This is a genomic window from Vibrio scophthalmi (genome assembly GCF_040869025.1).
Taxonomy (GTDB): Bacteria; Pseudomonadota; Gammaproteobacteria; order Enterobacterales; family Vibrionaceae; genus Vibrio; species Vibrio scophthalmi.
The window spans coordinates 3,095,823-3,120,960 of record NZ_CP134271.1; the positions used below are offsets into that span (position 1 = coordinate 3,095,823).

Sequence of the window (25,138 nt, forward strand, 5' to 3'; positions counted from 1 at the left end):
TTTATCTCTTTGTCTAAGTACGTTTCACATGCTTCTCATGATCTTAACCATGCTAAAACATTCCATCAATGCACAAACTACGTGCACCATCTTAGTGTCATCTCACCATAACAGTGCATGCATAGTATTCTAAAAGGTTCAGTATTGTTACGCCAACTAGGCTAATACTTTGATATAAATGGATTATTTAAGTTAAGGGTATCCTTGTTAACAATTGGAATACAATTTGCTCTGTTTGTCACTAACTACCTATTGTTACCAGTTTGGTGAAACAGGTTTAGTTTGCACAGGATTAGTGCGTGATTAAATGATGGAGAAAAATAATGAGTGTAACTGCCAGCCAAGTAAATGGCGCTGTACAAACACTGACTCAAAGTTCTGATACGCTATTTTTATTACTTGGCGCGATTATGGTTTTTTTGATGCATGCAGGCTTTGCGTTTCTTGAAGTGGGAACGGTGCGCCAAAAAAATCAGGTCAACGCCTTGGTTAAAATTATCGCCGATTTCGGCATTTCCGCACTCGCTTATTTCTTTATCGGTTATTGGGTCGCCTATGGAGGCACTTTTTTTGCTGATGCAGAAACGTTATCTCAAGGTAACGGTTACGAGTTGGTTAAGTTTTTCTTTTTACTTACCTTTGCCGCGGCTATTCCTGCGATCGTTTCAGGTGGTATTGCTGAACGTGCGCGCTTTTATCCGGTGTTAATTGCGACATTTTTTACCGTTGGATTGGTTTACCCATTCTTTGAAGGCATGATTTGGAATGGTAACTTTGGCGTGCAGGCTTGGTTTGAAGCTGAGTTTAGTGCTGCATTTCATGATTTTGCCGGCTCGGTCGTGGTGCATGGGGTCGGTGGCTGGATTGCTCTCGTTGCAGTCATTTTCTTAGGCATGCGTAAAGGCCGGATTCGCGCTGGTAAGCACACCAACTTCGTACCTTCAAATATCCCATTTTTGGCGCTAGGTGCATGGATTCTTTCGGTGGGCTGGTTTGGCTTTAATGTTATGTCAGCGCAAACGCTGGAAGGCATTAGTGGACTTGTGGCGATGAACTCATTAATGGCGATGGTTGGCGGTATCGTTGCGTCATTAATCGCGGGTAAAAATGACCCTGGCTTTATTCATAATGGCCCACTAGCCGGCTTGGTGGCAGTCTGTGCTGGTTCAGATCTAATGCATCCTATTGGTGCTTTGGCTACGGGGATGGTTGCTGGCGTGTTGTTTGTTTATCTATTTACCTACCTGCAGAATAAAACCAAGATCGATGATGTACTTGGTGTTTGGCCCCTACATGGTGTGTGCGGTGCGTGGGGTGGAATTGCTGCGGGCATCTTTGGCCAAACGGCATTCGGAGGGTTAGGTGGTGTTAGCTTGACAGTACAACTGTTAGGAACGGCGTTAGGCATCGGCGTTGCTGTACTAGGTGCACTTGCAGTTTATGGTGCGATCAACGCCGTAACTGGTTTGCGATTGTCGGAAGAAGAAGAGTTTAATGGGGCCGACCTATCGATTCATAAGATTTCGTCTACCAATGAAGACTAAACGAATTTTGACCTCTTAGTTATATGTCTAAAAAGAGTGGCAGTACGTCAGATTATGCCACTCTTAGCAATTGCCTTTTTTAGCTTGTCCAGGTGGGCAGAATTTGTAGTCGCCGTCATGGCGCTTATCACTGTCTTTTGTACTTACTTTTACTTCAACATCATCAATTTCACCTTCAACTTTGGTCAGTTGACAGCCCGCTAAGCTAATCAGCATTAGTAGCACTAGAGATGCTTTTATCATTGTTTATCCTCACAAAAATCAAATCAAACCTGAATTCATACGACCATGGTCTAATCCATATTACTACTGTAGTTATTCTTTCAGTGTTAAGCTTAAGAAAAAGAATGACAAGGAATGGTTATGAATTTCCCTTATAGAAATATTGTAGTACTAACTGGTGCAGGTATCTCAGCCGAGTCTGGAATTCAAACGTTTCGTGCCCAAGATGGCCTATGGGAAAATCATCGTATAGAAGACGTGGCGACTCCGGAAGGGTTTGAGCGTGATCCTGATTTAGTCCAGGACTTCTATAATCAACGCCGCAAAAAGCTGCAAGGTGAGGGCGTGACACCCAACGCCGCTCATATCGCTTTAGGCCAGTTAGAACAACAGTTAGATGGCTCTGTAACGGTGATTACGCAAAATATTGATAACTTGCATGAGCGTGGTGGTAGCCAAAATATTATCCATATGCATGGCGAGTTATTGAAGGCACGCTGCAGTGAATCGAATCAAGTGATTGAGCATACGGGCAACATTGAAACTGGCGAGCTGTGTCATTGTTGCCAGATCCCAGCACAGATGCGACCTCACATTGTTTGGTTTGGTGAAATGCCGTTAAGAATGGGTGACATTTACGCGGCGATAGAAAAGGCTGATCTGTTCATTTCAATTGGCACATCCGGTGTTGTCTATCCCGCTGCGGGTTTTGTTCACGATGCACGTATGCATGGCGCACACACCATCGAAATCAATTTAGAACCCAGTGCAGTTGAAAGTGAGTTTGAAGAAAAGCGTTATGGTAAAGCGAGTGTGGAAGTGCCGCGCTTAGTTGAAGAGCTACTTGCAGTCTCAGATATTAAGAGCGTGATATAAGGTATTGTTCGCATCGTGTAGCGATGTCTTAAGATCGATGATTTGCATTCAAATAAAAAAAGCGGCTTCAAGCCGCTTTTCTTTTTTATCCAATAAACAAGATTAGTTATCAACCTTTAGTTTTTGGAAGTATTCGTCGTAAAGCACACTTGCTTCACCGACTTCATCTTGCCATACGCCGGTATCCATTACTTCTTGTGGAGGGAAGATGCTTGGATCGTTTGCAAAATCTTCTGGAAGTAGCTGGTGAGCTGTTTTCACTGGAGTAGGGTAACCAATCTCTAGTGCGATTTTAGCTGCATTCTCAGGACGTAGTAGGAAGTCGATCATCTTGTGTGCCGCGCCCGCGTTTTTTGCACCTGCTGGGATTGCTAGGCTGTCCATCCAGAAGATAGCGCCTTTTTCTGGCCAAATGATGTCGATCTTGCCACCTTCTTGACGAGCCATGTAAGCAGAGCCATTCCAAAGCATGCCTAGTGAAACTTCACCGGCAAGGTATGGGTTAGCAGGGAAGTCTGAGTTAAATACTAATACGTTAGGCATTAGCTTTTTAAGCTCTTCGTAAGCGGCTTTGATCTCGTCAGGGTTCGTCGTGTTTGGTGAGTAACCTAGTTTAGTTAATGCAATATGGAACACTTCACGTGAATCGTCCATCAGCATTAATTGACCTTCCCATTTGCTGTCCCAGAAATCCCCCCATTTTGATACAGATGATTTGTCTAGCATGTCTGAGTTGATACCAATACCGGTCGCCCCCCAGATGTAAGGGATAGAGTAGCTATTGTTTGGGTCAAAAGGTTTGTTTAAGAAGTTTGTATCTAGATCTGCGAAGTGTGACAGCTTTGACTGGTCAATTTTTTGTAACATGCCTTCTTTGCGCATCTTTGATACAAAATAAGTAGACGGTACTACCAAGTCATAGCCAGCACCTTGAGTTTTCAACTTCGCGTACATACTTTCGTTAGATTCGTACGTAGAGTAGATTACCTTGATACCAGTTTCTTTTGTAAAGTCTTCAAGAACTTCGTTTGGAATGTATTCAGACCAGTTGTAGAAGTAAAGTTCTTGATCAGCAGCCATCGCTGAGGTGGCGAATAGGCTAGCTGCGCATAATGCGCCTGCATAGATTTTACTTTTCATTATATTTCCGTTTTATCCTACTAAATCAGCACATTATCAATCCTGATAACATCCTCTGAGTAGTATTGAGTATAAAAAGTTGTTTATTGCTAAATGAGAAAATTAGCAGGCGTGATTATATCAGCACAAAATAAAAATAGGCAGCGAATGCTGCCTATTTTATTGTTTCAATCTGGATTATTGACCAGCTTTAAGCTTAAGGAAGTAATCTTCGTACTTCACAGTCAAATCACCTACAGAGTCTTGCCATTCTACGCGGTCAAGATCTTCTTGAGATGGGAACAGCGGTGCAACGTCTTGGAACTTGTCGTTAGACGCTTTAACAGCTGTTAGGTAACCCGTGTCGCTAGAAATCTGCTCAGCGATTTCTGGACGAAGTAGGAAGTCGATCATCTTATGAGCTGCTTCTACGTTTTTCGCACCAGAAGAGATTGCAAAGTTATCTACCCAACCGATACCGCCTTCTTTAGGGAACACAAGTTTAAGTGGTAGACCTTCTTTTTGCGCCGCCGCAGCAGACCCGTTCCAAAGCATACCAACACCAACTTCACCAGACATGTAAGGAGCGCCTGGGTTGTCAGAGTTGAACAGTAGAACGTTTGGCATTAACTTTTGAAGTTCAGCGTATGCTTCGTCGATTTGTTTTGGATCTGTTGAGTTACCAGAGTAGCCCAATTTGCGCAGTGCAATGTGGAATACTTCACGAGTATCGTCCATTAGCATTACTTGACCTTCAAGCTCAGGGTTCCATAGATCAGCCCAGCTTTGGAAGTCGTTTGGATCGTACATATCGGTATTAACTGCAAGACCTGTGATCGCAACAACGTGTGGAATAGAGTAGTCGTTGTTTGGATCAAATGGTTTATCTAGGTAGTTAGCATCTAGATTTTTCAAGTTAGTCAGCTTTGACTTGTCGATCTTTTGTAGCATGCCTTCATCACGCATTTTCGCAACGAAATACGTAGAAGGAACGACAAGATCATAACCTTGGTTATGGGTCTTTAGCTTCGCGTACAAAGTTTCATTCGACTCATAAGTCGAGTAGATAACCTTGATGCCAGTTTCTTCGGTAAATTGTTCTAGGATATTACTATTAATGTAAGGACCCCAGTTCATAAATACCAATTCTTTGTTTTCGTCCGCTGCAACTGAACCAGAGAACAGTGAAAGCGCACATGCACTACCAGCTAATAGAGTAGCCCATTTTTTCATCGACGTTAGTCTCCAAACCAAACGTTGCTCGTTATATCGAGCGTCTATATAAAAACAGAATGGCTTTGCCATTCTGTTTCGTGAAAAGCCTGCGATTCTACTTTACTTTTTCTCGTGCAAGCAACTGCGAAGTTACTACAAGAGCTAAAGAGACAATCAGCATGACTGTTGCTAGGGCATTCACCTCTGGAGAGATGCCCACTTTGACCATTGAGTAGATCTTCAATGGCAAAATTTCATATGTTGGACCAGTTACAAATGAACTGATGATTACGTCATCAAGAGACAAGGTAAAACTGAGCAACCAACCAGCTGCTACCGCTGGCTTAGCAAGGGGTAGGATGATCTGCTTTAGAATGACCCATTCACTTGCGCCCAAGTCTTTTGCCGCTTCCAACATTTTTACATCGAAACCGTTAAGACGGCTGTAAACCGTAACCACTACGAATGGCAAACAGAAGGTAATGTGTGCCACAAGCAGGGTTAAGAATCCAAGTTGCGCGCCCATAACGAGGAACAACGCCAGCAGCGAGATCGCCATAACGATATCAGGTGACATCATCACAACGAACAGCATGCCATTTACTAGGCCTTTACCCTTGAAAGAGTAACGGAATAGAGCAACCGCCGTTAAGCTACCAATAATTGTAGCAGCTGTTGCAGAAAACACCGCCACGTTTAAAGAGTGCCAAGCAGCCTGCATTAAACTGTCGTTGTTAACTAACGTCTCGTACCACTTAGTGGTGAATCCACCCCATTTCATGCCAAAACGGTTAGCATTGAATGAGTTAACGATTAAAACGATGATTGGCAAGTATAGAAATGCATATACCAGCGCCATAAAGCTAAATCTAACTGTACGTCCCATTAGTCTAGCTCCACTTTCTTGTTCAACAATTTACCCGCTCTGTAGTAGGCATAAAGCATAATCGCCATTGCAACAGTTAACGCAATACTGGTTGCTGCGCCAAATGGCCAATCACGCGCGTTCAGTACTTGGCTCTTAATCACGTTACCAATTAGAAGGTTCTTCGCACCGCCCAAAAGATCTGAGATGTAGAACATACCAAGGGCAGGGAGCAGTACCAATAAACAACCACCGATGATGCCAGGCATCGTAAGTGGCAGAATCACGCGAGTGATAGTTTGGAATTTGTTAGCACCTAAATCTTTTGCCGCTTCAAGGTAAGTGTTGTCGAGTTTTTCGATCGCACTGTAAAGCGGTAAAATCATAAATGGCAATAAGATGTACACCAAGCCAATCATTACAGCCGTTTCTGTATACATAAGTCGTAATGGCTTATCGATGATTTCCATCGCCATCAGAGACTTATTCAAGATACCTTGTGTGCCTAACACGATTTTAAGGCCGTAAGTACGGATCAGCGAGTTAGTCCAAAACGGTACGATAACCAGAAACAACATAAACGGACGCCATTTGTGTGGCATCTTCGCGACGATATAAGCGAATGGGTAACCAATCACTAAACACAATAGGGTTGCAACAATCGCCATGTAAAAAGAGTGCATCAGCACTTTGGCATACAGAGGGTCAACTAAACGAATATAGTTGTCCAATGTAAACGTCATGTCGATTAGGTTTGCTTCATCACGGGTTAGGAAACTGGTACCAATGATCATTAAGTTCGGGATTAGTACAAACAGTGCTAACCACGTAACAATCAGTGTGATGATCGCATTCTGAAGATTAAATTTCTTGCTCATCATTTAGTACCACCTCCCAGCTTTCAACCCAGGTAATTGCCACCTTTTGGCCTAGTGAGTGATCCACATCTGGATCATCTTCGTTGAAGAATTCACTAACCATTACACGCATGCCAGATTCAAGTTCAATCACAGAATCAAGCGTCATACCTTTGTAGGTACGTTCAGTTACATAACCCACAATGCCTTCTTGCTCAGACTCTTTGATCTCTTCAATACGAAGATCTTCTGGGCGGAGTAGCACTTGCAGTTTGTCACCGGCGTTTGCTTCTTTCTCGTAGTAAACCACAGACTCAACACCTTCGATTTGCGCACGAATACGCTTGTCGTCGATGCGTTCTAGCATCGTAGTGTTGAATACGTTGATTTCACCGATGAAGCGAGCAACGAATAGGTTCTTCGGCTCTTCATAAATTTCACGTGGAGAACCGTCTTGTTCGATCACGCCATCACGCATCACAATGATACGGTCAGACATCGACAACGCTTCTTCTTGGTCGTGAGTAACGAAGATAAAGGTAATACCAAGTTGACGCTGTAGCTGCTTAAGTTCGATTTGCATCTGTTTACGTAGTTTGTAATCCAGTGCTGATAGCGATTCATCAAGAAGCAGTACTTTAGGTTTGTTCACAACAGCGCGCGCAATCGCAATACGTTGTTGTTGACCACCAGAGAGTTGGTGCGGCTTACGTTGCGCCATTTTTTCTAGGCGAACCATACGCAATGCTTCCATAACGCGAGGTTCAATCTCAGCATTAGGAACTTTCTGCATGCGCAAGCCAAACGCAACATTCTCATATACGGTCATATGAGGGAATAGCGCGTAACTCTGGAACACAGTGTTGACATGTCTCTGCTCAGCAGGAACTTCAGTAACGTTCTGGCCATCTAAGATAATGCTACCATTATCCGCGGTTTCAAAACCTGCGATCATCCTAAGAACGGTGGTTTTACCACAACCTGATGGACCAAGAATTGTTAAAAATTCACCGTGGTTAACATCAAGGTTAAGATTACCGATGATCTCCTTGTCATCGAAACTCTTACTAATACCAGTTAAACGGATAACCGGTTGCTCTGCTGTTTGTTTGTTCAACGTCTGTTTTTCTCCCACATCGGCCATTTTAAACTCATTTCCGTCAATGGCCTGTAGTTACACAAATAGAGGCGCGCATCATAATCACCAAAAGTGTGAATTCAAAGCATTTTCTTACCTAACGGCCTAAAAAATTTTACAGGTAAAAGTAAACATTATTTACCATACTGTTTTTATACGATTTGCTTATTTAAAGCATTCGGCAGTTTGCGGCGTGATCGCCAGCGAATGATGCGCTTTTTTTGGCTTTGCGGGTTAATTATCAGCCAAATAGGCAATAAAGCAAGAGTAGAAAGCAGATTCGATGTGAGTGTTGGGCCGCTTTGCGTATAATGTCCACCACCGCAATTTTTGGTTACAGCGTTATATTTGCTACAAGAACAGTATCCGCGGTATTTTGCTCAGCAATCGTCAGCCGATATAACGAAGAAAACACCGGATTAAACAATGAACAATGATATTGAGAAAGACTTTAACTTGGGCGGGAGCGTAGAACGCGCAATCACCGGCCAGTACGACTTGAAAGCCGGAGAAGTATTTCGTGAAGCTTGGGAGTGTACGATTAAGAACTTCTTATCGTTCTCTCCAGCCATCATCATTTTGATGTTTGTACAGTTAGCGATTTTCTACATCGCACTGAAACTGCAACTAGGTGACCCATCATTGCTGTTTAAAGCGATGGCTGACCCAGCGGCGTTTAGCCCCGACATTGTACAAGCGCTTTTTATCGCAAACTTTAGTTATGAAGTGATTAGTGCGCCGATTTACGCGGGCATTTGCTTAATGGCAATGAGCCACTCTGCTGGCTTGAATACCAAGCCTCGTCACATTGGGAAAGGGTTACAATTTACTATTCCCGTTATTTTAGCGACGCTGTTTAGCTTGATGCTGCAAGGCGTTGCCAGCATGATTTTGCCGTTTGTTTCATTTTACTTATCATTAGCGTTTAGTAACTCTATTTTACTGATTTGTGAAAAGAAAATCCCACCAATGCAATCATTGCTGCTATCACTACGCGCAGTAAATAAGAAGATTTTCGTTCTTGCAGGCATCTACATTATGTTGATGCTGATGTTTATTGCAGGTGCGATGTTTTATGGGCTAGGGCTGATCTTCGTTCTACCATTTTTCTTCCATGTGAAAGGTATTCTCTACCGTAATATGTTTGGTATTAAGCTAAGGATAGTTGCAACTGAACGCCCGAAAGATGATGATGACAACAATCCACAGGTGTTTAATGCATAAGTTAGAAATAGCCGTAATTTCCGCGGCTTTTGGTCTTGGAGTCTTTGGTTGGTTTCGATTTGAATATCCGACAGTGGACGTTGAGCAAGGGACGACCAACCAAATCCTTTTTGTTGGTCAAGCAGTCGGCTCAGCACCAAATTTTGCATCATTTGACAATGTTGTCGAGAAGAAACAAGCCTTTTTTGATTACTTGAGACCGGGCGTTGAGCTTGAAAACCAACGTGTGCAAAAAGAGCGAGCCCGTTTAACGAGAGTCGCTCAACGCTTTGCGCAAGGTTCGTTAACGAGCGAAGACAACAATTACGCTAAGCGTTTAGGTAAGCTATACGATGTAGAGGTAACGACGGAAGGCATTACAGTAGCTTGGCTCGATAAGATGTTGCACCGTGTTAATGTGTTACCTGAATCTTTGGTTATGACTCAAGCGGCAAATGAATCAGCGTGGGGCACTTCGCGTTTTGCAACCAATGCAAATAATTATTTTGGCCAGTGGTGTTACAGCAAAGGTTGTGGTCTCATTCCGTTACAACGTAACGATGATGCGTCACATGAAGTTGCTAGTTTTGATTCGGTACAAGAATCGATTCACCGCTATTTTATGAACGTTAACCGCAATAGAGCCTATTACGATCTGCGTGAGATCCGTTTTGACCGTCAACAGGGCGAACAGAGCTTGATTGATACCCAGGCCGCGATTGCTTTGACTAACGGTTTATTGAAATACTCTGAGCGAGGTGAGGCATACGTCAAGGACTTACAGACGATGATCCGTCACAATGATGAGTTCTGGACAGACTATAACGATCTCACACAATAATGAAGAAAGTAACGCTCACACTGATTTCTGCAGCGCTGTTTAGCGCTGTATCTTTACCAAGCCAAGCTCAAGAATACCGATTTACCTATTCAAAGCTTTATACACACATGAAGCAAAACGACAAAGAAGGCCATGAGGATGTCAAAGTCGGCTTCTTTTTTCTCGATGCCGCTTCTAAGCAGCTATGTAAAATCGAAAAAGCCTGGATGGAAAAAGAAGAACATTACGAAGATCTTGTCATTTCACCTGCTCAAGAAGTATTGGTACCACTCGATAGTCACTTACGTCAGGCTAACCCACTAGTTTATGTTGACACTCCTCAGGATAGACAGTGTGACTTTTCAATGGTCGTCATGACCAAGCAGGCGTTTTCTGGTGAGGTTGCATACAGCCAAATTGAAGCGCTATTACCACAAATGCAATCCATCCTAGAACAGTTAGGCGGAATGTTTGCAAGTTGGTTTACCCCAGAGGTCGAAGGAGTCACATTAGAATTCGCCAACAACTTGAATTCAACAGTTCAATTCTCCAACGGCAAACAAAAGCCAGTGGTCGATGGGAAAATTCAAATTACATTGAATGAGATTGGTGAAGGAGGTTCCTTTACCTTACCGCAAGAAACTTTACGAGTTTTACCTTATCTCACCAAAGCAAACTAGAGAGCTAATATCACTCTATCGTCAGCGGCCTACATGGCTAGTAAGATATTCAAAACCAATAGTCACAACGTAAAAAGGGTCGCAATCAGCGACCCTTTGTAATTTTAACCCCGTAGTTTTTAAAGTTTAGATATTGGTTACATCTAACTTCAAACTAGGATCAAATTCCTGCACGCTATCTTCGTCAGCAAAGTTTTGTACTGGCATCTCTTCTTTATCAAAGCCAATATCCCCGCCGTTAATAACGCCTGAATCACGGTCAATAGCTTTAAAATCAAATAGATTGTAGTCAGCAAGGTGGCTTGGCACCACATTTTGCATCGCACGGAACATCGATTCGATGCGACCAGGGAAACGCTTATCCCAGTCATTAAGCATGAGCTTAATGTTTTGACGCTGTAGATTTGGCTGAGAACCACACAAGTTACATGGAATGATTGGGTAATCACGCATCTCAGAATACTTAATGATGTCTTTTTCACGACAGTACGCCAATGGACGAATAACCACGTGCTCGCCGTTATCTGATACCAGCTTAGGTGGCATACCTTTTAATTTACCGCCATGGAACATGTTTAAGAACAAGGTTTCCAGAATATCATCGCGGTGATGACCTAGTGCAATCTTAGTTGCACCTAGCTCTTTCGCGGTGCGATACAAAATACCACGACGTAGACGAGAACACAGAGAACAAGTGGTCTTGCCTTCTGGGATCTTGTCTTGAACAATCGAGTATGTGTCTTCTTCAACAATTTTGTACTCAACACCTAGTGATTCAAGGTATTCAGGTAAAATGTGGCTTGGGAAACCTGGTTGTTTTTGGTCAAGGTTAACCGCTACCAGCGAAAACGAGATCGGAGCACTTTTTTGTAGGCTCATCAGTATTTCCAACATCGTAAAGCTATCTTTACCGCCTGATAGACAAACCATAATGCGGTCGCCATCTTCAATCATGTTGAAGTCTTGGATCGCTTGGCCAGTGTTACGGCGAATACGCTTTTGTAGTTTGTTGAAGTTATATTGTTGAGCCTTGGTGCGCTCTTGATTTTGCTCGGTCATTAGTTCGCAGTCTTATCCGGTAATCTGAATACAAAACGATACCTGCATTGTGCCTCTATGAGGCTCAAATCGGTATGAAGGGCGTATGATACGGATAAATAATTGAGATGCTAGTGCTATTGTTGGTGAAGATAGAAAAATCCCCTCACGTTGGAGGGGATGGGTGTGTTTAGATTGCGGTCGTAGGGTCGAGAGGGCTGATGTAACCTTCAGGTTTGAGCGCAAGAACATCGCAATTAATTTTATCAATAACATGTTCAGCCGTATTACCAATGAACACCGCTGAAAGGCCGGTACGGCCAGTTGTGCCAATGATGACCATTGCGGCATTAAGCTCTTTGGCAGCTTGCGGAATGATATCTTCAGGCAAGCCTTGCTCTACTATCGTTTGTTCATCGTCGTAACCATGTTTTTGACGCAATGCTTTCATCGCCGTTAAGTGATGTCCGCGCACAGCGTCGGTATACGTCGTTGGATCAAACTCTGGTAGCTCAATGGTAATATTGGCAGGCGTGACTGGGTAGGCATTAATCAAATAAGGTTTAGCGCCTAATCGCTCGGTCAAACAGGTCAATTGTTCAACCATAAGATCATTGAGACCTAAATGGGTGTCGTTTTCTGAACCAACATGAACAGAGGCAATAATACTTGCATCCGCTGGCCAATCGGCATTTTTAACCAGCAAAACTGGAGCAGGGCATTTACGCAATAAGTGCCAATCAGTTGGGGTAAAGATCACGGACTCGAGCACGTCATGTTTACGCGTACCTTTGATCACAATGTCATGACTGCCTGCATAAACTTCCGCGATAATCGCTTCGTAAGGGCGGTTGTGCCATACCACACGCACGTCAAAATCAATATCTTCATTGATATATGGTTCAGCAACACTACGCATCCACTGTTCACGTTGATGGATTACGCCACGACGCATAGCATCACGCTCATCCATAGAGAGCATGGAAGTCATGTCGTAAGAGAAGTCGTAGATTGACAAGAAAAACGTAATACGGCTGCGAGAGCGGCTTTTGGCAGCTAATTGCATTGCTCGCGCGAGCGCTGGTTGATCATCGCTATTAATATTGGCAACGACTAGGATGTTATTATAGATACTCATAGCAAACTCCTTAAAGCTGAGGAGACTTATACCTAAGTCACTTGGGCCGACAAGATTACTTTAGCGCAGTTGAGAGGGAATTATTAGGAAAAGTTGTGTCGAGATTGGGATTTTATGATGTAGCTCAGTTTAGAGCTACATCATTGAAGTTATTACGATTCTGTCGAAACGCCAGCCAGTTGCATTAGGGCGTCGTGATCAAGAATAGTGATGTATTTACCTTTAACGCTCAAGATTTCTGACTTTTGGAATCGGCCAAGTAGGCGACTGATCGTCTCTACCGTCAGACCCAAATAGTTACCGATGTCACCACGAGTCATGGTAAGGCGAAATTCTCTTGGACTAAAGCCACGCTGTGAAAAGCGCGTTGAAAGGTTATACAAAAATGCTGCCAATCGTTCTTCCGCGTTTTTCTTCGAAAGTAACAGGATCATTTCTTGATCGCCTTTTATTTCACTACTCATCAATCGCATGATTTGTTGACGTAGTTTTGGCATCTTACCAGACAAGTCATCAAGAATTTCGTAAGGGATCTCACAAACCATTGATGTTTCAAGCGCTTGTGCGAAGCTTGGGTGGCTATCATCGGTAATGGCATCAAACCCAACGAGATCACCAGCCAAATGGAAGGCGGTAATTTGCTCGTCACCTTGCTCTGTAATGGTGTAGCTCTTAATGGTTCCTGAACGAATCGCATACAGCGACTTCAATTCGTCGCCAGCTTTAAATAGTTCTTGGCCTTTTTGAATTGGCTTTTTACGCTCAATGATCTGATCAAGTTGGTCTAACTCGCTCTCATTTAGCGTAAACGGAATGCATAGCTGACTAATGCTGCAATCTTGACAGTGGATAGCACAACCACCGGATTGAATGCGTTTTGCAGGCTTTTCAGAAATCATAACAACCTTTCACTATTTGATATACATCAATATTTTATCACCGCTAAAGGATAAAAGGTAGTGAAAAAAGATGCTTAAAAACAGTAATCTATCAACTCTAAGCCAGTAAACGCATCGCACCATATGCAGTATATAGCCCATAACCCAATATTGTGATCGCGGCGATGTTTCGAAAAACCGTAGATTGTTGCAGTTTGTGTAAATACGTTGACCCATAACCAACCATCAGCATCGCGGGTAAAGTTCCCAAGCCAAACGCCGCCATAATCAACGCGCCATTAAGGCTACTTCCAGAAACCACCGCCCAAGTTAGAGTGGAATAAACTAAGCCACAGGGTAGCCATCCCCATAAAAAGCCAAAGGCGCCAGCTTGGTACGGATTGCTAATGGGTAACAGTTTTTTACTCATCGGTGAGATGTATTGCCACAACTTCTTCCCCAGATTCTCAACGATGAGTAGGCCTTGCCACCAACGACCAATATAGCAAGCGAGCAAAACCATAAATAGTGCCGCAAGAAGACGTAACCACGCAAAGCTATGGTTAAGGCTGGCCACTTCTGCAATGGTGGAAACCGCGCCACCGATTAAACCACCGAATAATGCGTAACTGGAGATTCGGCCCAAATTATAAAACAGCGGAATGATCTTAGATGGTTGTCCATTTCCCATTGACAGCAGGGATGCCACACCACCACACATACCCATGCAGTGACCGGAACCAATTAGACCAATCATAAAGGCGGCGACGAAATCAGCACTCATTTTTTAGGCTGATCCTTTTCATCTTCATCAAAAAGGATATTGTGTCCTTGACGCTCTAAATCCTCGAACTGTTCACTTTTAACCGCCCAAAGAAATATACCCACCGCGACACAAACCAAGACGATCGCAATCGGAATTAATATATAGAGGCTTTCCATAGTTCTTAACCTTGTTCCTTATGGGACTCTTTTAGTAATCGCAGTGAATTAGAAACAACGATGATGGAACTCGCCGACATGCCGACTACGGCAAAATAGGGGGCAACTAACCCCGCAACAGCGAGAGGTAAGATTAATAAATTATATCCTAATGACCAAGCGAGGTTTTCTGCGATAATTCGTCGGGTTTTAAGAGCTAACTCACGCGCTTGCAAAATTCGGTCGAGCTTGTCACCCAGTAGCACCATATCCGCAGACGCTTTGGCAACATCGGTACCGCCTCCCATCGCAACAGAAAGATGAGCGCCCGCTAGAGTCGGGGCATCGTTAATACCATCACCCACCATCATGGTGATATCGTCATCGCGACAACTGTGTAAGTAATCAAGTTTATCCTGAGGCTTTGCTTCCGAGACTACATCATCAATATCGATTTGTTGTGCAACAAGCTCAGCATTGGCTTTCGAATCGCCCGTGAGCAGCGTCACTTTGATGCCGGCAGATCTAAATTGCTTAACAAAGGCAACGGCTTCTTGGCGAATTGGGTCTTGATAATAGAAAGTGGCAACATGTTCGTTGGCAATCGAGAGGTATATAGCATTCGGCTCGGCTTTATCTTGAGATGACAAGACAAATTCAGCACTGCCAATTTTGATCGATTTACCCTGATAACAACCTTGAATACCGAAACCAATCACATTTTCTATCTCGTCGATTATGACATTTGCATCAAGATAAGGACGAAACGCGCGTGCAAGAGGATGATTGGCGTGTGCTTCAAGTGCTGCGGCTAGAGAGAGTGTGGTACTTTTTGATTGTTGCCCAAACACACGCACACTATTGATTTCAATGTCGCCATGGGTCAATGTGCCCGTTTTATCAATGATAAGGTGATTGACCTTACATAAGGTCTCAAAGACATGACCTTTACGCAGTAAGATCCCAAGATTACCCATTCGTGATGTCGCACATGTCAGTGCGGTAGGTGTCGCTAGAGAAAGAGCGCAAGGGCAGGTAGCCACAAGCACTGCAAGCATGATCCAAAACGCATCATCAGGTTGGTTTTGTTGCCAGTAGAACCAAGTCGCGGCAGCAATAACAAGCAAAACTGCGACAAAGTAACGCGCCACCACATCGGCAATTTCAGCGATCTTAGGTTTAGATAGCTGAGCTTCATCTTGCAGGCGTACAATGTTTGAAATCATTGAATCGGCTTTGCTCGAGCGCACTTCAAGGACGAATGCTTCTTCGCCATTAAGCGTGCCAGCATAAACATGGTCACCGATGATTTTTACCACTGGGATAGACTCTCCCGTTAACATCGATTCGTCAATATGCACACGGCCTTGCGTGATAATACCATCCGCTGGGATATGCTCTCCGGGCAAGACGCGAATTTTGTCACCTACTTGTAATGTCTTTACCGGTGTTTGTTCACCCTCAAGGGTCGTCGCCATCGCCGGGATAAGTTTTAATAGGTTTCCGCTTGCAGCTGCCGCTTTTCTGCGTGCGCGCATCTCTAAGAAGCGACCAACGAGCAAGAAAAACGCGAACATTGAAATTGATTCGAAGAACACTTCACCTTGTTCGGTTACGGTAGCGACGAGGCTGGCTACATAGGCAAAAATCATCGCAATGGAGACAGGGACATCCATTCCGAGCGTTTTGCTTCTAATACTGCGCCATGCATTAAGATAGAAAGGCAACGCAGAGTAGAGCATGACCGGAGTGGCAAAAATCAAGCTTACCCAACGAAAATAATTGCGAAATTCGGGGTCTAAATCACCAAAAACTTCGAGATAAAGGGCAACCGCCAGCATCATAACTTGCATCGTCGCAAGCCCTGCGATACCCAATCGATAGAGGTATTGCTTCATCATGCGGTGATAAGCCGCTTCTTGTTGATCCGCCTCAAACGGCGCTGCTTTGTAGCCTAGTTGATGAATCACTGCCAGCAATTCACTGAGTTTTGCTTTTGAGTTATCCCAAGCGAGGATAGCTCGATTCGTGGTTGTGTTAACGCGTATTTGAACAACGCCTTCGGTATGCGAAAGCTGCTTTTCAATCAACCATGCACAAGCCGCGCAAGAAATACCATCGAGTGACAATGTCACTTCAGAGTGTTTATCGCTATTGCGGACAAATTCGTTTTGCACTTCTTGGTTATCATAATGCACCAGTGCCTGTAATTGCTCTGGGACCAAGTTGGCTTTTTCTGCAGGGGCAGTTCGATATTGATAATAAGAGACCAAACCACTATCCATAATGGTTTGGGCGACAGTCTCACAGCCCGGACAACACATATCACGTATTTGTCCGAGAATCTCTACTTTGTAGTCCGTGTTGACTGGTACTTCTTCACCGCAGTGGTAACACGATTGGCACATAGATTTTATCAGTTCATTAGTTGTGTTGGAGTAGCTGAAGGGAAGGTAACTCGTCCTTGAACCAGCCATTGTTTATCGTGCGGAGTAAGCTCGATAAACCAAGGGCCTTGTAGCGGCTCTTCCAACAGGATGTGGTATTCACCACTCGCATTCGCCGTTAGCATTTGGTTAAAGTCGCGATCAGGTAAAGTGCGGTGAGCAAAGGTGGCATGTATCGCCGGAAAATGCTCAAGCGTCCCCTTGTCCAGCGTTAACACAATCGCATTACCATCGGATAAAGCCGAGGCATTGATCGCTAATTTTTTTGCTACTTTAATCTTGGAGAGGTCGATATTGATACCTTTGCCTTTTTTATAGTAATCCTCAGTAACCAAAGAGACTGAATGGTTGGACAATATGACAATTCTAATCACTGACCAGATAATGACGGTTAGAGGAAGAAGGATTAGAAACCACGGCCAAAACTGCTTATACCAAGGCTTTACCATAAAAAAGTTCTCACAAAAAATTGGAATGTCTTTACTTTAAGAAAAGTCAGCCCCTAAGACTAGGGGCTGTTATTGAAATGTTACTTATTGTCGCCGTTAGATAGACTCCAAACATAGGCAGAGACTAGTTGAACTTTATCTTCACCAAGGATGTCTTTCCAAGCAGGCATTACACCTGAGCGGCCATACATAACGGTTTGCGTGACATCATCACGAGTACCACCAAACAACCAGTATTGATCGGTTAGGTCAGGAGCGCCAAGAGTAGGGTTTCCCTTACCATCGGTACCGTGACACGCAGCACAAACGACGAAACGTGCTTTACCGGCTGCCGCTTCTTTCGCATTGACCGAACGTCCAGATAGACTCAACGTATAGCTGACAACTTCTTTAACACCGTCATCACCGAGTACATCTTTCCAAGCTGCCATCATACCGACACGACCATTCATAATGGTGTTCACAATTGCATGCGGTTCACCACCATATAGCCAAGCACCGTCAGTCAGATTTGGAAAGCCTTTTTGGCCACGAGCATCCGAACCATGACATTGAGAACAGTTTTGTAAGAACAAACGTTGTCCAACTTTAACCGCTTCAGGATCGGCGGCGATATCAGGAATCGATTTGAGTTCATCAGTTCCTTCTACATAAGCTAAGCCACGAAACGCTTCACCAAAGTACTCGTCAGCATCACCAAGCTCTTTCGCATACTGATCGAGCTGCTTGTTTTCTTGTGCTTCTTTAATCAATTGCTTTGATTGTTCAACACTTTGAACAAGTTGGTTTGAACTAGTCCAACCTAACAGACCTTTATAGCTACCTAAGCCTGGGTAGAGTGCTAAGTAAATAGCGGCAAAAACAAATGTACTTACAAAAAGGTAAGTCCACCATTTCGGTAGCGGGTTATTGAGTTCACGAATACCATCGTATTCATGGCCCATATCTGCACCTTCTTCAACCCCCATTTTGTCTTTAAGACACCAATAGAGTAGTGCAGCACAGCCAAGCAAAGTGCCTACTGTGATTATGATTATCCAAAGACTCCAAAACGTATCCATTATTTGGTCTCTCCTTGTCCTTTCGTCGGCGTTTGCTCTTCGTCAGCGAATACAAGGTTGGCATCTTCCTCAAAGCGAGCTTTACGTTTTTTACCGAAAGCCCACCAAACCACACCCAGAAAACTCACAAAAAGAACGATGGTCCAAATACTGTGAATAGTACCTATTTCCATGATCAGCTCCTTACTTCATTGCATGACCAAGAGACTGAAGGTAAGCAATGATGGCATCCATCTCTGTTTTTCCTTCTACATCTTTCGGTGCGTTAGCAATTTGTTCATCGGTGTAAGGAACGCCAAACTGATTGCGGAATAACTCAAGTTTTTTCTTGGTTAATTCGCCATCTAGACCGTTTTCTTCCAACCAAGGGAAGCCTGGCATATTTGATTCAGGAACCAATTCACGCGGATCAATCAAGTGAACACGGTGCCATTCATCAGAATAACGACCACCAACGCGGGCAAGATCTGGGCCGGTACGCTTAGAACCCCACAAAAATGGATGCTCATAAACGCTCTCACCAGCAACAGAGTAGTGACCATAACGTTCGGTTTCAGAACGGAAAGGACGAATCATTTGGCTGTGACATACGTTACAACCTTCACGAATATAAACATCACGTCCTTCCATTTCTAACGCGCTATAGGCGCGTAGATTTTCTACTGGTTCAGTGGTTTGCTTTTGGAAAATCAACGGAGTGATCTCTACTAAAGCCCCTAAGCTGATAGCAAAAACAATCAAAATCGCTAGCAAGCCGACGTTACGTTCAACAACTTCATGGCGATTGTTAGAATTATTGCTCATTCCTAAATCTCCTTATGCCGGTTGCGGGATAGCTTTGAGGCTATCGTTTGGTGCAGTCACAGTCTTATAGGTGTTGTATGCCATTAAGAACATACCCGCCAAGAAGATAAAACCACCAATGAAACGTACCGCGTAGAACGGGTAAGACGCTTGAACAGACTCAACAAAACTGTAGGTCAACGTACCGTCAGAGTTGACTGCACGCCACATCAGACCTTGCATCACACCAGAGATCCACATGGCGACGATATAAAGTACCGTACCAATGGTTGCAAGCCAGAAGTGTGCATTAATCATGCTCACTGAATACATGCGTTCTTGGTTAAATAGGCGAGGGATCAAGTGATAAACCGAACCGATTGATACCATTGCAACCCAACCTAAAGCGCCTGAGTGAACGTGGCCGATTGTCCAGTCGGTATAGTGCGATAATGCGTTAACCGTCTTGATTGACATCATCGGACCTTCAAAAGTCGACATGCCATAGAAAGAGAGAGAGACAATCAAGAAACGTAGAATTGGATCGTAGCGAAGCTTATGCCATGCACCAGATAGCGTCATGATACCGTTGATCATGCCACCCCAAGATGGAGCAAACAGAACCAATGACATCACCATACCCAATGACTGAGTCCAGTCAGGCAGTGCGGTATAGTGAAGGTGGTGCGGGCCAGCCCAAATGTAGAGTGAAACTAGTGCCCAAAAGTGTACGATCGATAAACGGTAAGAGTAAACAGGGCGCTCAGCTTGTTTTGGCACGAAGTAGTACATCATGCCAAGGAAACCTGCTGTTAAGAGGAAACCTACCGCATTATGGCCATACCACCACTGAATCATCGCATCGACGGCTCCAGCATAAATCGAATATGACTTACCAGCCGAGACTGGGATGGCCATACTGTTAACAATGTGCAGCACGGCAACAGTGATAATGAAAGCACCGAAAAACCAGTTTGCCACATAAATATGTGAGGTATTACGTTTGATCAACGTACCAAAAAAGACAATCGCGTATGAAACCCATACAACAGCGATTGCAATATCAATAGGCCATTCAAGTTCTGCGTACTCTTTACCTGAGGTATAACCCAAAGGCAAAGTGATCGCGGCGGCTAAAATAATAGCTTGCCAACCCCAAAAGGTGAACGGAACGAGAGGACCTCCAAATAAACGCGTTTGACAGGTACGCTGCACAACATAATAGGACGTTGCGAAAAGGGCGCTGGTACCAAACGCAAAAATTACCGCATTAGTATGCAGTGGACGTAATCGACTATACGTCAGCCACGGTGTATCAAAGTTTAACTGTGGCCATACTAACTGAGCGGCAATCAAAACCCCAACTGCCATGCCGACAATACCCCAAAGAATGGTCACTAAGGTAAACTGACGAACGACGGTATAGTTGTAGGCTTGTTCAAGCTGCTTTTCCTGGCTCATATTTGCATGCTTCCAATTCTATTATTACTACACTTTACTTCCAACACGACTCATGTCGTAATGCCACCCAAACCACTCAGAAAAACCATACTGCTTAAAGTGGTTAAATAATCTTTGCGCTTTTTAAAAAAAGTGGCATTTTCAGGAGGAAACTATACTGCAATTAACATTTTAATGACAGAGGGGTAACCTTACTCACAGTCTGGATTTGCTTATTTATTTAAAAACTTTGAAGCTTGTTACACGGAGAAGACCCAATAATGGCTGCACAAAAGCTGACAAAAGGACGTTTTGTTCAAATAATCATCATGTTAACGGTGCTAATCGTTGCTTTTTTTTGGAGAACTTTTAATTATGAAGCGGAGAAAAAGACGAGTTGTAAATTGCAACAACCGTGTGCATTTTATGTTAACGATGCCCAATTTTTCGCTCAATTTAGCCCGCAAGAAATTAAAATTGTAACGCCTAATGACTCTTGGGAAATTGATGGTGCAATAGCGCTAAAAGCGGCCAAAAATACTTGGCAACTCAACAACAGTTTGCTGCGGAATATCACAGTCAGGAGCAAAGAGAATGACGAAACAACGCATATAGAATTTGTTGTACAAGGCAACTAAAGAGCACTAAATCATAGAAAATACGAAGCTTTGATCTTAATGACACATTTATATCGATAGATAATAAATGTGTTTATTAAGTATTTTATGGTAAATAGATTATGTTTAATCAAATGACTGAAATAGGCGGAATAAGAGAGGTATCGTGATGATATATTTCGTATCTTGAACATCATATTTAACATAATATACATAATGCGCACTGAGCTAGGGCTTCTTTAGGGGTGTAAAACACCAAAGCTAATGCGCCGCTAGCCATTGACATGCTTGATAATTTAAGCCTGTGAGACTTTTTACAACGCTTTCCAATATGCTTGGATTATCGTTGCAATCCACATAACAACCTAACAATACAACTTCTGATTCATTCTTGTGGCCTGTATCGGCGCCAAGAAATTAGATATCGGTCTGCTTAGAAATAAGAAAATTACGCTTATTCTATGCCTCTTCATTTCTGTATTTCTTAATTTTCAATCCCTTAGATCACTTTACTGACTACTGTTGTGCATTTAAATTTTATGCGCTTAAAAATGTAACTTTGAGGCAATCTGATTTTCTGGTGGCTACTTTGGATCTTGCTGCCTACAAGCTTGATGTTTCTAATTTATGTGTTGATGGCTGCGTCTGTTCATCTAAGCTGATTGCACAACGAAAAATGGTGATTCGTCTTTTCCTTCTGATTGGATCTGTATGTCTTGTTAGACAATTAGCGTCACATGTGTTTGCTTTAATCTTGGTTTCTTTCGGTGTCCTTTATCATCACTTAACAAATGGCTTGTAGAACTAACACTGATCTACTGTTTGCGTTATGTTCTTTGTACTTACATCGCGTCATATGAGTTACGCTTGATGGCTTAACTTGTTGTTACGGTTCAAATCTACGGAAATAACGAGCATATAATCATCCTGTTATTCTCGGTACATAAAAGTGTTACACGGTCACGTCGTGATATTTTGTGTCAGATTATTCAAAGAGTATGTATAGCGATAGCACTTCTACCGCTATACGAAATGTTGAGGCAATCTTGATGGGTTAAAATGGAGATGCGCGCGCACCATATTTAACATAAAACCAAATGATAAGGCTTTTCTATGGTGCGCAAATTACGTTCTTTATCGTGGTAAATATCGGTACTAAATTGAAAATTAGGCTTTCTTATTCCCTTTTGATGTAAAACCTTGATGGGGAAAAACATTGCGGATTCGCTGTTGTACCTTTTTGGGTACTGACTTAGAAAATGCTAATTTATGACCGGCACGTTGGCGGTATACTTTAAGTACACCATCAAATGGCTGTTTTTCCGCAATTTCAACGACATTATGTTGAAACTTTGCTGGGAAATGGCCCTTAAACTGCTCAATGTGACCCGCTTTAAAGGTGACTTTGAGTACCGGTCTATCGAATGCGACGAGCCAAAAAATGATAACAGCGGCAATAATAACAACGTATACCATCGGCTACACTCCTTTAGTCTGACAACAATTTGCTTAAATCTTGTTTTAAACTAGAAACAGTTTTAGATGCTTTTTCACTACGTGATGCTTCTGACAATAGATATTCAATCGCATCTGATAACGTACAGCCTAACTCTCCAGCGCGATAAGAAAGCTTTTCCCAAACGCGATAATCAAGATCAATGGATTTTTTCTTGGTGTGGATCTGCTCTGCATTAAAGTGACGTTTACGCTTAGCACGAATGGCTTGTTTAAGCTTGTTGTCGAGATCAAGAGCCATGTTCTCTTCAATCCATTCGAGCACTTTGGTTGGTTCATGCTCTAGTAGACGCAATTCTTCCACTGCGTGCTTATCTTCACTGCTATCGATGTGGCGGGTGATTTTATCCCCATCCTTCCATTTTTTAATGAGATACTTCCACTTCCATCCGCATTCTAAATTTTCAAGTTGTTGATATTTCATTTTTAATCACCCAATCACGATATGGGTGACAGCGTAACCCATAGCTGCGATAGACTCAATCACCAACTGTATAAATATCGACTCAGATCTTGAAACGATAAGCAGGAATAATATTAGGATTCGCTATAACCTTATGCGCTTTTTCTATATAATTTGTCTCCTTTCTAAGTAACTGAATGTATCGAATGATCCAAGAAAAATGGCAAGCCGTCACGCCACAGTATAGTGAATATAACGCCTATATAGAGAACATGCCTTCTCTACCTCTCATTAACCTTGGTGAAGTGCAGCCTAGACTTTCGAAAACTATCGAAACATTCACACGGTTACCTGGCTTAAGTCGATTGTTAGTCCTCAATGTGCCTGATAATTCATTCTATCGTGAGCAGATTCAACAAATCGTCATGAGCAAAACGGACAAATCGGTTTTAGTTACAGAATCTCTGGATACTAAAACTTTGTTTGGCAGTTACAGTGCTGATCATGACGGTAATGTCATCGTAAAAAAACAAGGATTACTCGAAAAAGCCGCAGATGGTTTTTTAGTCATGCCAATCAATGTACTACTCGCGAATCCTGCCTGTTGGCCTGCTTTACGATCTGCATTGTTAGCAAACCATGCTCAAACCATTAACAGCAACCCATCAAAACCTGCAATCAGTGAACCTGCATATGAGACACACTGTAAAATCATCCTAACCGGTGATCGCGCACAGATTGCTGATTTTGAGTACCTAGAGCCTGAACTGTATTCAGGCTTAGCTTTATACAGCGAACTTGAGCTTGAAATTGGTTTAAGTACAGAAACCATTGAGTCTTATCTTGGGCACTTAAACTGGATCGCCGACAAATTTCACTTTCCAACGCTGACGGCTGATGCGATTCATCGCTTAATGACCGCTGGCGCACGATTTACTGAAGATCAGCGTTATATGCCACTGGATATTATGTGGTATTTAGGCTTGTTCCATGAAGCGAGTCTTGACGTCACAACCTCTCAACTCGATGAGTCTGATATCGATCGCGCATTCGAAGCCAAATACTATCGTGAAGCTTATCTACCTGAACGTGCTCGTTCGGATATTCTCGATGGGCAAGTCATTATTGAAACGCAAGGTGAATGTGTTGGTCAAGTGAATGGCCTAACCGTGATTGATATCCCAGGACACCCGCAATCCTACGGTGAGCCGGCTCGTATTTCCTGTGTCATTCACTTCGGTGACGGCGATATTTCGGATGTTGAACGTAAAGCGGAACTCGGTGGCAATCTTCACGCAAAAGGCATGATGATCATGCAAGCATTCGTGGCAAGTGCTCTGAAATTAGAAGAACCATTACCCTACTCTGCTTCGGTTGTTTTTGAACAGTCTTACTGCGAAGTTGATGGTGACAGTGCAACGTTAGCTGAATTGTGTTCATTTGTGAGTGCGCTATCGGAGTACCCAATCAATCAGCAGATTGCCGTCACCGGCGCAGTCGATCAGTTTGGTAAAGTGCAAGCGGTTGGCGGTTTAAATGAGAAGATTGAAGGCTTCTACCACGTCTGCAAACACCAAGGTTTTACGGGTAGCCAAGGTGTGATCCTACCGAAAACCAATTTAAAACATCTCGCACTTCACAAAGATGTGGTTGAGAGCATCAAGAATAACGAATTTCATATATGGTCTGTCGAAACTGTTGATCAAGCGATTCCAATCATCATGGGTAAACCATTCCGCGGTGACGATGAGGAAAGTGTCATCAGCATGATTGCGCAACGTATTGAAAACTTTGAAAGAGATGTTCATCCTATTTCGCTGTTAGAGCGTGTAAAGAACTGGTTTGCTTAGTACTGATCGGACTTGTTTGGCGTACACGTGTTCTCTAATATGCAGGTATCAAAAATTGG

General features: G+C 43.2%; 26 protein-coding genes. 7 read left to right on the forward strand and 19 right to left on the reverse strand.

Translation table 11 applies throughout. The features are described 5' to 3' along the window. Positions 1–323 precede the first annotated feature (323 nt). A complete protein-coding gene (locus RJD38_RS14045) occupies positions 324–1,544 on the forward strand; it encodes an ammonium transporter (protein ID WP_065545292.1) in 1,221 nt (406 codons plus the stop codon). 63 nt (positions 1,545–1,607) lie between these two features. On the opposite strand, the gene RJD38_RS14050 is transcribed toward RJD38_RS14045, so the two are convergent. Next, entirely contained in the window at positions 1,608–1,787 is a 180-nt protein-coding gene (locus RJD38_RS14050) for a hypothetical protein (protein WP_005597986.1), read from the reverse strand. Positions 1,788–1,907: 120 nt separating this feature from the next. On the opposite strand from RJD38_RS14050, the gene cobB reads away from it, so the two are divergent. Continuing rightward, positions 1,908–2,642 (forward strand): Sir2 family NAD+-dependent deacetylase, encoded by a 735-nt coding sequence (cobB, locus tag RJD38_RS14055; protein WP_005597984.1) that lies wholly within the window; start codon positions 1,908–1,910, stop codon positions 2,640–2,642. 102 nt (positions 2,643–2,744) lie between these two features. On the opposite strand, the gene RJD38_RS14060 is transcribed toward cobB, so the two are convergent. The 5 genes from RJD38_RS14060 to potA all read right to left on the reverse strand — a co-directional run bounded on the left by RJD38_RS14060 (position 2,745) and on the right by potA (position 7,833). Beyond that, positions 2,745–3,782, reverse strand: a complete 1,038-nt coding sequence (locus RJD38_RS14060) for an extracellular solute-binding protein (protein WP_005597982.1) — start codon at positions 3,780–3,782, stop codon at positions 2,745–2,747. Between the two features lie 177 nt (positions 3,783–3,959). Beyond that, complete coding sequence (locus RJD38_RS14065) at positions 3,960–4,994, reverse strand: extracellular solute-binding protein (protein ID WP_005597979.1); 1,035 nt, start codon at positions 4,992–4,994, stop codon at positions 3,960–3,962. 97 nt (positions 4,995–5,091) lie between these two features. Continuing rightward, complete coding sequence (gene potC, locus RJD38_RS14070; RefSeq protein ID WP_005597977.1) at positions 5,092–5,862, reverse strand: spermidine/putrescine ABC transporter permease PotC; 771 nt, start codon at positions 5,860–5,862, stop codon at positions 5,092–5,094. Beyond that, positions 5,862–6,719, reverse strand: coding sequence for a spermidine/putrescine ABC transporter permease PotB (potB, locus tag RJD38_RS14075; RefSeq protein WP_174269661.1), 858 nt, complete (start codon positions 6,717–6,719; stop codon positions 5,862–5,864). The genes potC and potB overlap by 1 nt, the downstream gene beginning before the upstream one ends. Then, positions 6,703–7,833 (reverse strand): spermidine/putrescine ABC transporter ATP-binding protein PotA, encoded by a 1,131-nt coding sequence (gene potA / locus RJD38_RS14080; protein WP_005597973.1) that lies wholly within the window; start codon positions 7,831–7,833, stop codon positions 6,703–6,705. The genes potB and potA overlap by 17 nt, the downstream gene beginning before the upstream one ends. A gap of 429 nt (positions 7,834–8,262) precedes the next feature. Here potA and RJD38_RS14085 point away from each other — a divergent pair, with 429 nt between their 5' ends. Genes RJD38_RS14085 through RJD38_RS14095 form a run of 3 tightly spaced genes read left to right on the forward strand, consistent with a single transcriptional unit; the run spans position 8,263 to position 10,539 of the window. Then, positions 8,263–9,060, forward strand: coding sequence for a hypothetical protein (locus RJD38_RS14085; protein WP_005597971.1), 798 nt, complete (start codon positions 8,263–8,265; stop codon positions 9,058–9,060). Then, positions 9,053–9,880 (forward strand): glucosaminidase domain-containing protein, encoded by an 828-nt coding sequence (locus RJD38_RS14090; RefSeq protein WP_065545291.1) that lies wholly within the window; start codon positions 9,053–9,055, stop codon positions 9,878–9,880. The genes RJD38_RS14085 and RJD38_RS14090 overlap by 8 nt, the downstream gene beginning before the upstream one ends. Next, positions 9,880–10,539 (forward strand): DUF2987 domain-containing protein, encoded by a 660-nt coding sequence (locus RJD38_RS14095; RefSeq protein ID WP_065545290.1) that lies wholly within the window; start codon positions 9,880–9,882, stop codon positions 10,537–10,539. Before RJD38_RS14090 ends, RJD38_RS14095 begins: the two co-directional genes overlap by 1 nt. A gap of 126 nt (positions 10,540–10,665) precedes the next feature. Here RJD38_RS14095 and ttcA read toward each other — a convergent pair whose 3' ends face one another. The 11 genes from ttcA to ccoN form a co-directional block, all read right to left on the reverse strand. After that, the gene (ttcA, locus tag RJD38_RS14100; protein WP_005597965.1) at positions 10,666–11,598 is read right to left on the reverse strand and encodes a tRNA 2-thiocytidine(32) synthetase TtcA; all 933 of its coding nucleotides are present in this window, start codon (positions 11,596–11,598) and stop codon (positions 10,666–10,668) included. 169 nt (positions 11,599–11,767) lie between these two features. Next, positions 11,768–12,715, reverse strand: coding sequence for a universal stress protein UspE (gene uspE, locus RJD38_RS14105; RefSeq protein WP_005597964.1), 948 nt, complete (start codon positions 12,713–12,715; stop codon positions 11,768–11,770). A gap of 152 nt (positions 12,716–12,867) precedes the next feature. Next, positions 12,868–13,614 carry an FNR family transcription factor gene (locus tag RJD38_RS14110; protein WP_005597962.1) on the reverse strand — a complete coding sequence of 249 codons (747 nt, stop codon included), beginning with the start codon at positions 13,612–13,614 and terminating at the stop codon, positions 12,868–12,870. 97 nt (positions 13,615–13,711) lie between these two features. Next, complete coding sequence (locus tag RJD38_RS14115) at positions 13,712–14,377, reverse strand: sulfite exporter TauE/SafE family protein (RefSeq protein ID WP_367971370.1); 666 nt, start codon at positions 14,375–14,377, stop codon at positions 13,712–13,714. Beyond that, positions 14,374–14,535 carry a cbb3-type cytochrome oxidase assembly protein CcoS gene (ccoS, locus tag RJD38_RS14120; RefSeq protein ID WP_005597959.1) on the reverse strand — a complete coding sequence of 54 codons (162 nt, stop codon included), beginning with the start codon at positions 14,533–14,535 and terminating at the stop codon, positions 14,374–14,376. Before ccoS ends, RJD38_RS14115 begins: the two co-directional genes overlap by 4 nt. Positions 14,536–14,540: 5 nt before the next feature. Continuing rightward, entirely contained in the window at positions 14,541–16,922 is a 2,382-nt protein-coding gene (locus RJD38_RS14125; protein WP_065545289.1) for a heavy metal translocating P-type ATPase, read from the reverse strand. Positions 16,923–16,930: 8 nt separating this feature from the next. Next, positions 16,931–17,410 carry a FixH family protein gene (locus tag RJD38_RS14130; RefSeq protein ID WP_065545288.1) on the reverse strand — a complete coding sequence of 160 codons (480 nt, stop codon included), beginning with the start codon at positions 17,408–17,410 and terminating at the stop codon, positions 16,931–16,933. Positions 17,411–17,490: 80 nt separating this feature from the next. Continuing rightward, a complete protein-coding gene (ccoP, locus tag RJD38_RS14135) occupies positions 17,491–18,471 on the reverse strand; it encodes a cytochrome-c oxidase, cbb3-type subunit III (RefSeq protein WP_005597953.1) in 981 nt (326 codons plus the stop codon). After that, positions 18,471–18,644 (reverse strand): cbb3-type cytochrome oxidase subunit 3, encoded by a 174-nt coding sequence (locus tag RJD38_RS14140; RefSeq protein ID WP_005597951.1) that lies wholly within the window; start codon positions 18,642–18,644, stop codon positions 18,471–18,473. The genes ccoP and RJD38_RS14140 overlap by 1 nt, the downstream gene beginning before the upstream one ends. A gap of 10 nt (positions 18,645–18,654) precedes the next feature. Next, a complete protein-coding gene (gene ccoO / locus RJD38_RS14145) occupies positions 18,655–19,275 on the reverse strand; it encodes a cytochrome-c oxidase, cbb3-type subunit II (RefSeq protein ID WP_005597949.1) in 621 nt (206 codons plus the stop codon). 12 nt (positions 19,276–19,287) lie between these two features. Beyond that, complete coding sequence (ccoN, locus tag RJD38_RS14150; RefSeq protein WP_005597947.1) at positions 19,288–20,715, reverse strand: cytochrome-c oxidase, cbb3-type subunit I; 1,428 nt, start codon at positions 20,713–20,715, stop codon at positions 19,288–19,290. A gap of 260 nt (positions 20,716–20,975) precedes the next feature. Here ccoN and RJD38_RS14155 point away from each other — a divergent pair, with 260 nt between their 5' ends. After that, on the forward strand, positions 20,976–21,332 hold the full coding sequence (locus RJD38_RS14155) for a hypothetical protein (RefSeq protein ID WP_065545287.1): 357 nt from the start codon (positions 20,976–20,978) through the stop codon (positions 21,330–21,332). A gap of 1,146 nt (positions 21,333–22,478) precedes the next feature. On the opposite strand, the gene RJD38_RS14160 is transcribed toward RJD38_RS14155, so the two are convergent. After that, positions 22,479–22,787, reverse strand: coding sequence for a DUF3634 family protein (locus RJD38_RS14160; RefSeq protein ID WP_065430368.1), 309 nt, complete (start codon positions 22,785–22,787; stop codon positions 22,479–22,481). A 13-nt stretch (positions 22,788–22,800) separates the two neighbouring features. Then, entirely contained in the window at positions 22,801–23,250 is a 450-nt protein-coding gene (matP, locus tag RJD38_RS14165) for a macrodomain Ter protein MatP (protein WP_009385344.1), read from the reverse strand. Between the two features lie 185 nt (positions 23,251–23,435). On the opposite strand from matP, the gene RJD38_RS14170 reads away from it, so the two are divergent. Further along, positions 23,436–25,079, forward strand: coding sequence for a S16 family serine protease (locus tag RJD38_RS14170; protein ID WP_065430367.1), 1,644 nt, complete (start codon positions 23,436–23,438; stop codon positions 25,077–25,079). The last annotated feature ends 59 nt before the right edge of the window (positions 25,080–25,138 follow it).

Bases quoted from the DNA above. Each gene is read 5' to 3' on its own strand.
- RJD38_RS14045 (WP_065545292.1), top strand. From the start codon at position 324: ATGAGTGTAACTGCCAGCCAAGTAAATGGCGCTGTACAAACACTGACT.
- RJD38_RS14050 (WP_005597986.1), bottom strand. From the start codon at position 1,787: ATGATAAAAGCATCTCTAGTGCTACTAATGCTGATTAGCTTAGCGGGC.
- cobB (WP_005597984.1), top strand. From the start codon at position 1,908: ATGAATTTCCCTTATAGAAATATTGTAGTACTAACTGGTGCAGGTATC.
- RJD38_RS14060 (WP_005597982.1), bottom strand. From the start codon at position 3,782: ATGAAAAGTAAAATCTATGCAGGCGCATTATGCGCAGCTAGCCTATTC.
- RJD38_RS14065 (WP_005597979.1), bottom strand. From the start codon at position 4,994: ATGAAAAAATGGGCTACTCTATTAGCTGGTAGTGCATGTGCGCTTTCA.
- potC (WP_005597977.1), bottom strand. From the start codon at position 5,862: ATGGGACGTACAGTTAGATTTAGCTTTATGGCGCTGGTATATGCATTT.
- potB (WP_174269661.1), bottom strand. From the start codon at position 6,719: ATGAGCAAGAAATTTAATCTTCAGAATGCGATCATCACACTGATTGTT.
- RJD38_RS14085 (WP_005597971.1), top strand. From the start codon at position 8,263: ATGAACAATGATATTGAGAAAGACTTTAACTTGGGCGGGAGCGTAGAA.
- RJD38_RS14090 (WP_065545291.1), top strand. From the start codon at position 9,053: ATGCATAAGTTAGAAATAGCCGTAATTTCCGCGGCTTTTGGTCTTGGA.
- RJD38_RS14095 (WP_065545290.1), top strand. From the start codon at position 9,880: ATGAAGAAAGTAACGCTCACACTGATTTCTGCAGCGCTGTTTAGCGCT.
- ttcA (WP_005597965.1), bottom strand. From the start codon at position 11,598: ATGACCGAGCAAAATCAAGAGCGCACCAAGGCTCAACAATATAACTTC.
- uspE (WP_005597964.1), bottom strand. From the start codon at position 12,715: ATGAGTATCTATAATAACATCCTAGTCGTTGCCAATATTAATAGCGAT.
- RJD38_RS14110 (WP_005597962.1), bottom strand. From the start codon at position 13,614: ATGATTTCTGAAAAGCCTGCAAAACGCATTCAATCCGGTGGTTGTGCT.
- RJD38_RS14115 (WP_367971370.1), bottom strand. From the start codon at position 14,377: ATGAGTGCTGATTTCGTCGCCGCCTTTATGATTGGTCTAATTGGTTCC.
- ccoS (WP_005597959.1), bottom strand. From the start codon at position 14,535: ATGGAAAGCCTCTATATATTAATTCCGATTGCGATCGTCTTGGTTTGT.
- RJD38_RS14125 (WP_065545289.1), bottom strand. From the start codon at position 16,922: ATGTGCCAATCGTGTTACCACTGCGGTGAAGAAGTACCAGTCAACACG.
- RJD38_RS14130 (WP_065545288.1), bottom strand. From the start codon at position 17,410: ATGGTAAAGCCTTGGTATAAGCAGTTTTGGCCGTGGTTTCTAATCCTT.
- ccoP (WP_005597953.1), bottom strand. From the start codon at position 18,471: ATGGATACGTTTTGGAGTCTTTGGATAATCATAATCACAGTAGGCACT.
- RJD38_RS14140 (WP_005597951.1), bottom strand. From the start codon at position 18,644: ATGGAAATAGGTACTATTCACAGTATTTGGACCATCGTTCTTTTTGTG.
- ccoO (WP_005597949.1), bottom strand. From the start codon at position 19,275: ATGAGCAATAATTCTAACAATCGCCATGAAGTTGTTGAACGTAACGTC.
- ccoN (WP_005597947.1), bottom strand. From the start codon at position 20,715: ATGAGCCAGGAAAAGCAGCTTGAACAAGCCTACAACTATACCGTCGTT.
- RJD38_RS14155 (WP_065545287.1), top strand. From the start codon at position 20,976: ATGGCTGCACAAAAGCTGACAAAAGGACGTTTTGTTCAAATAATCATC.
- RJD38_RS14160 (WP_065430368.1), bottom strand. From the start codon at position 22,787: ATGGTATACGTTGTTATTATTGCCGCTGTTATCATTTTTTGGCTCGTC.
- matP (WP_009385344.1), bottom strand. From the start codon at position 23,250: ATGAAATATCAACAACTTGAAAATTTAGAATGCGGATGGAAGTGGAAG.
- RJD38_RS14170 (WP_065430367.1), top strand. From the start codon at position 23,436: ATGATCCAAGAAAAATGGCAAGCCGTCACGCCACAGTATAGTGAATAT.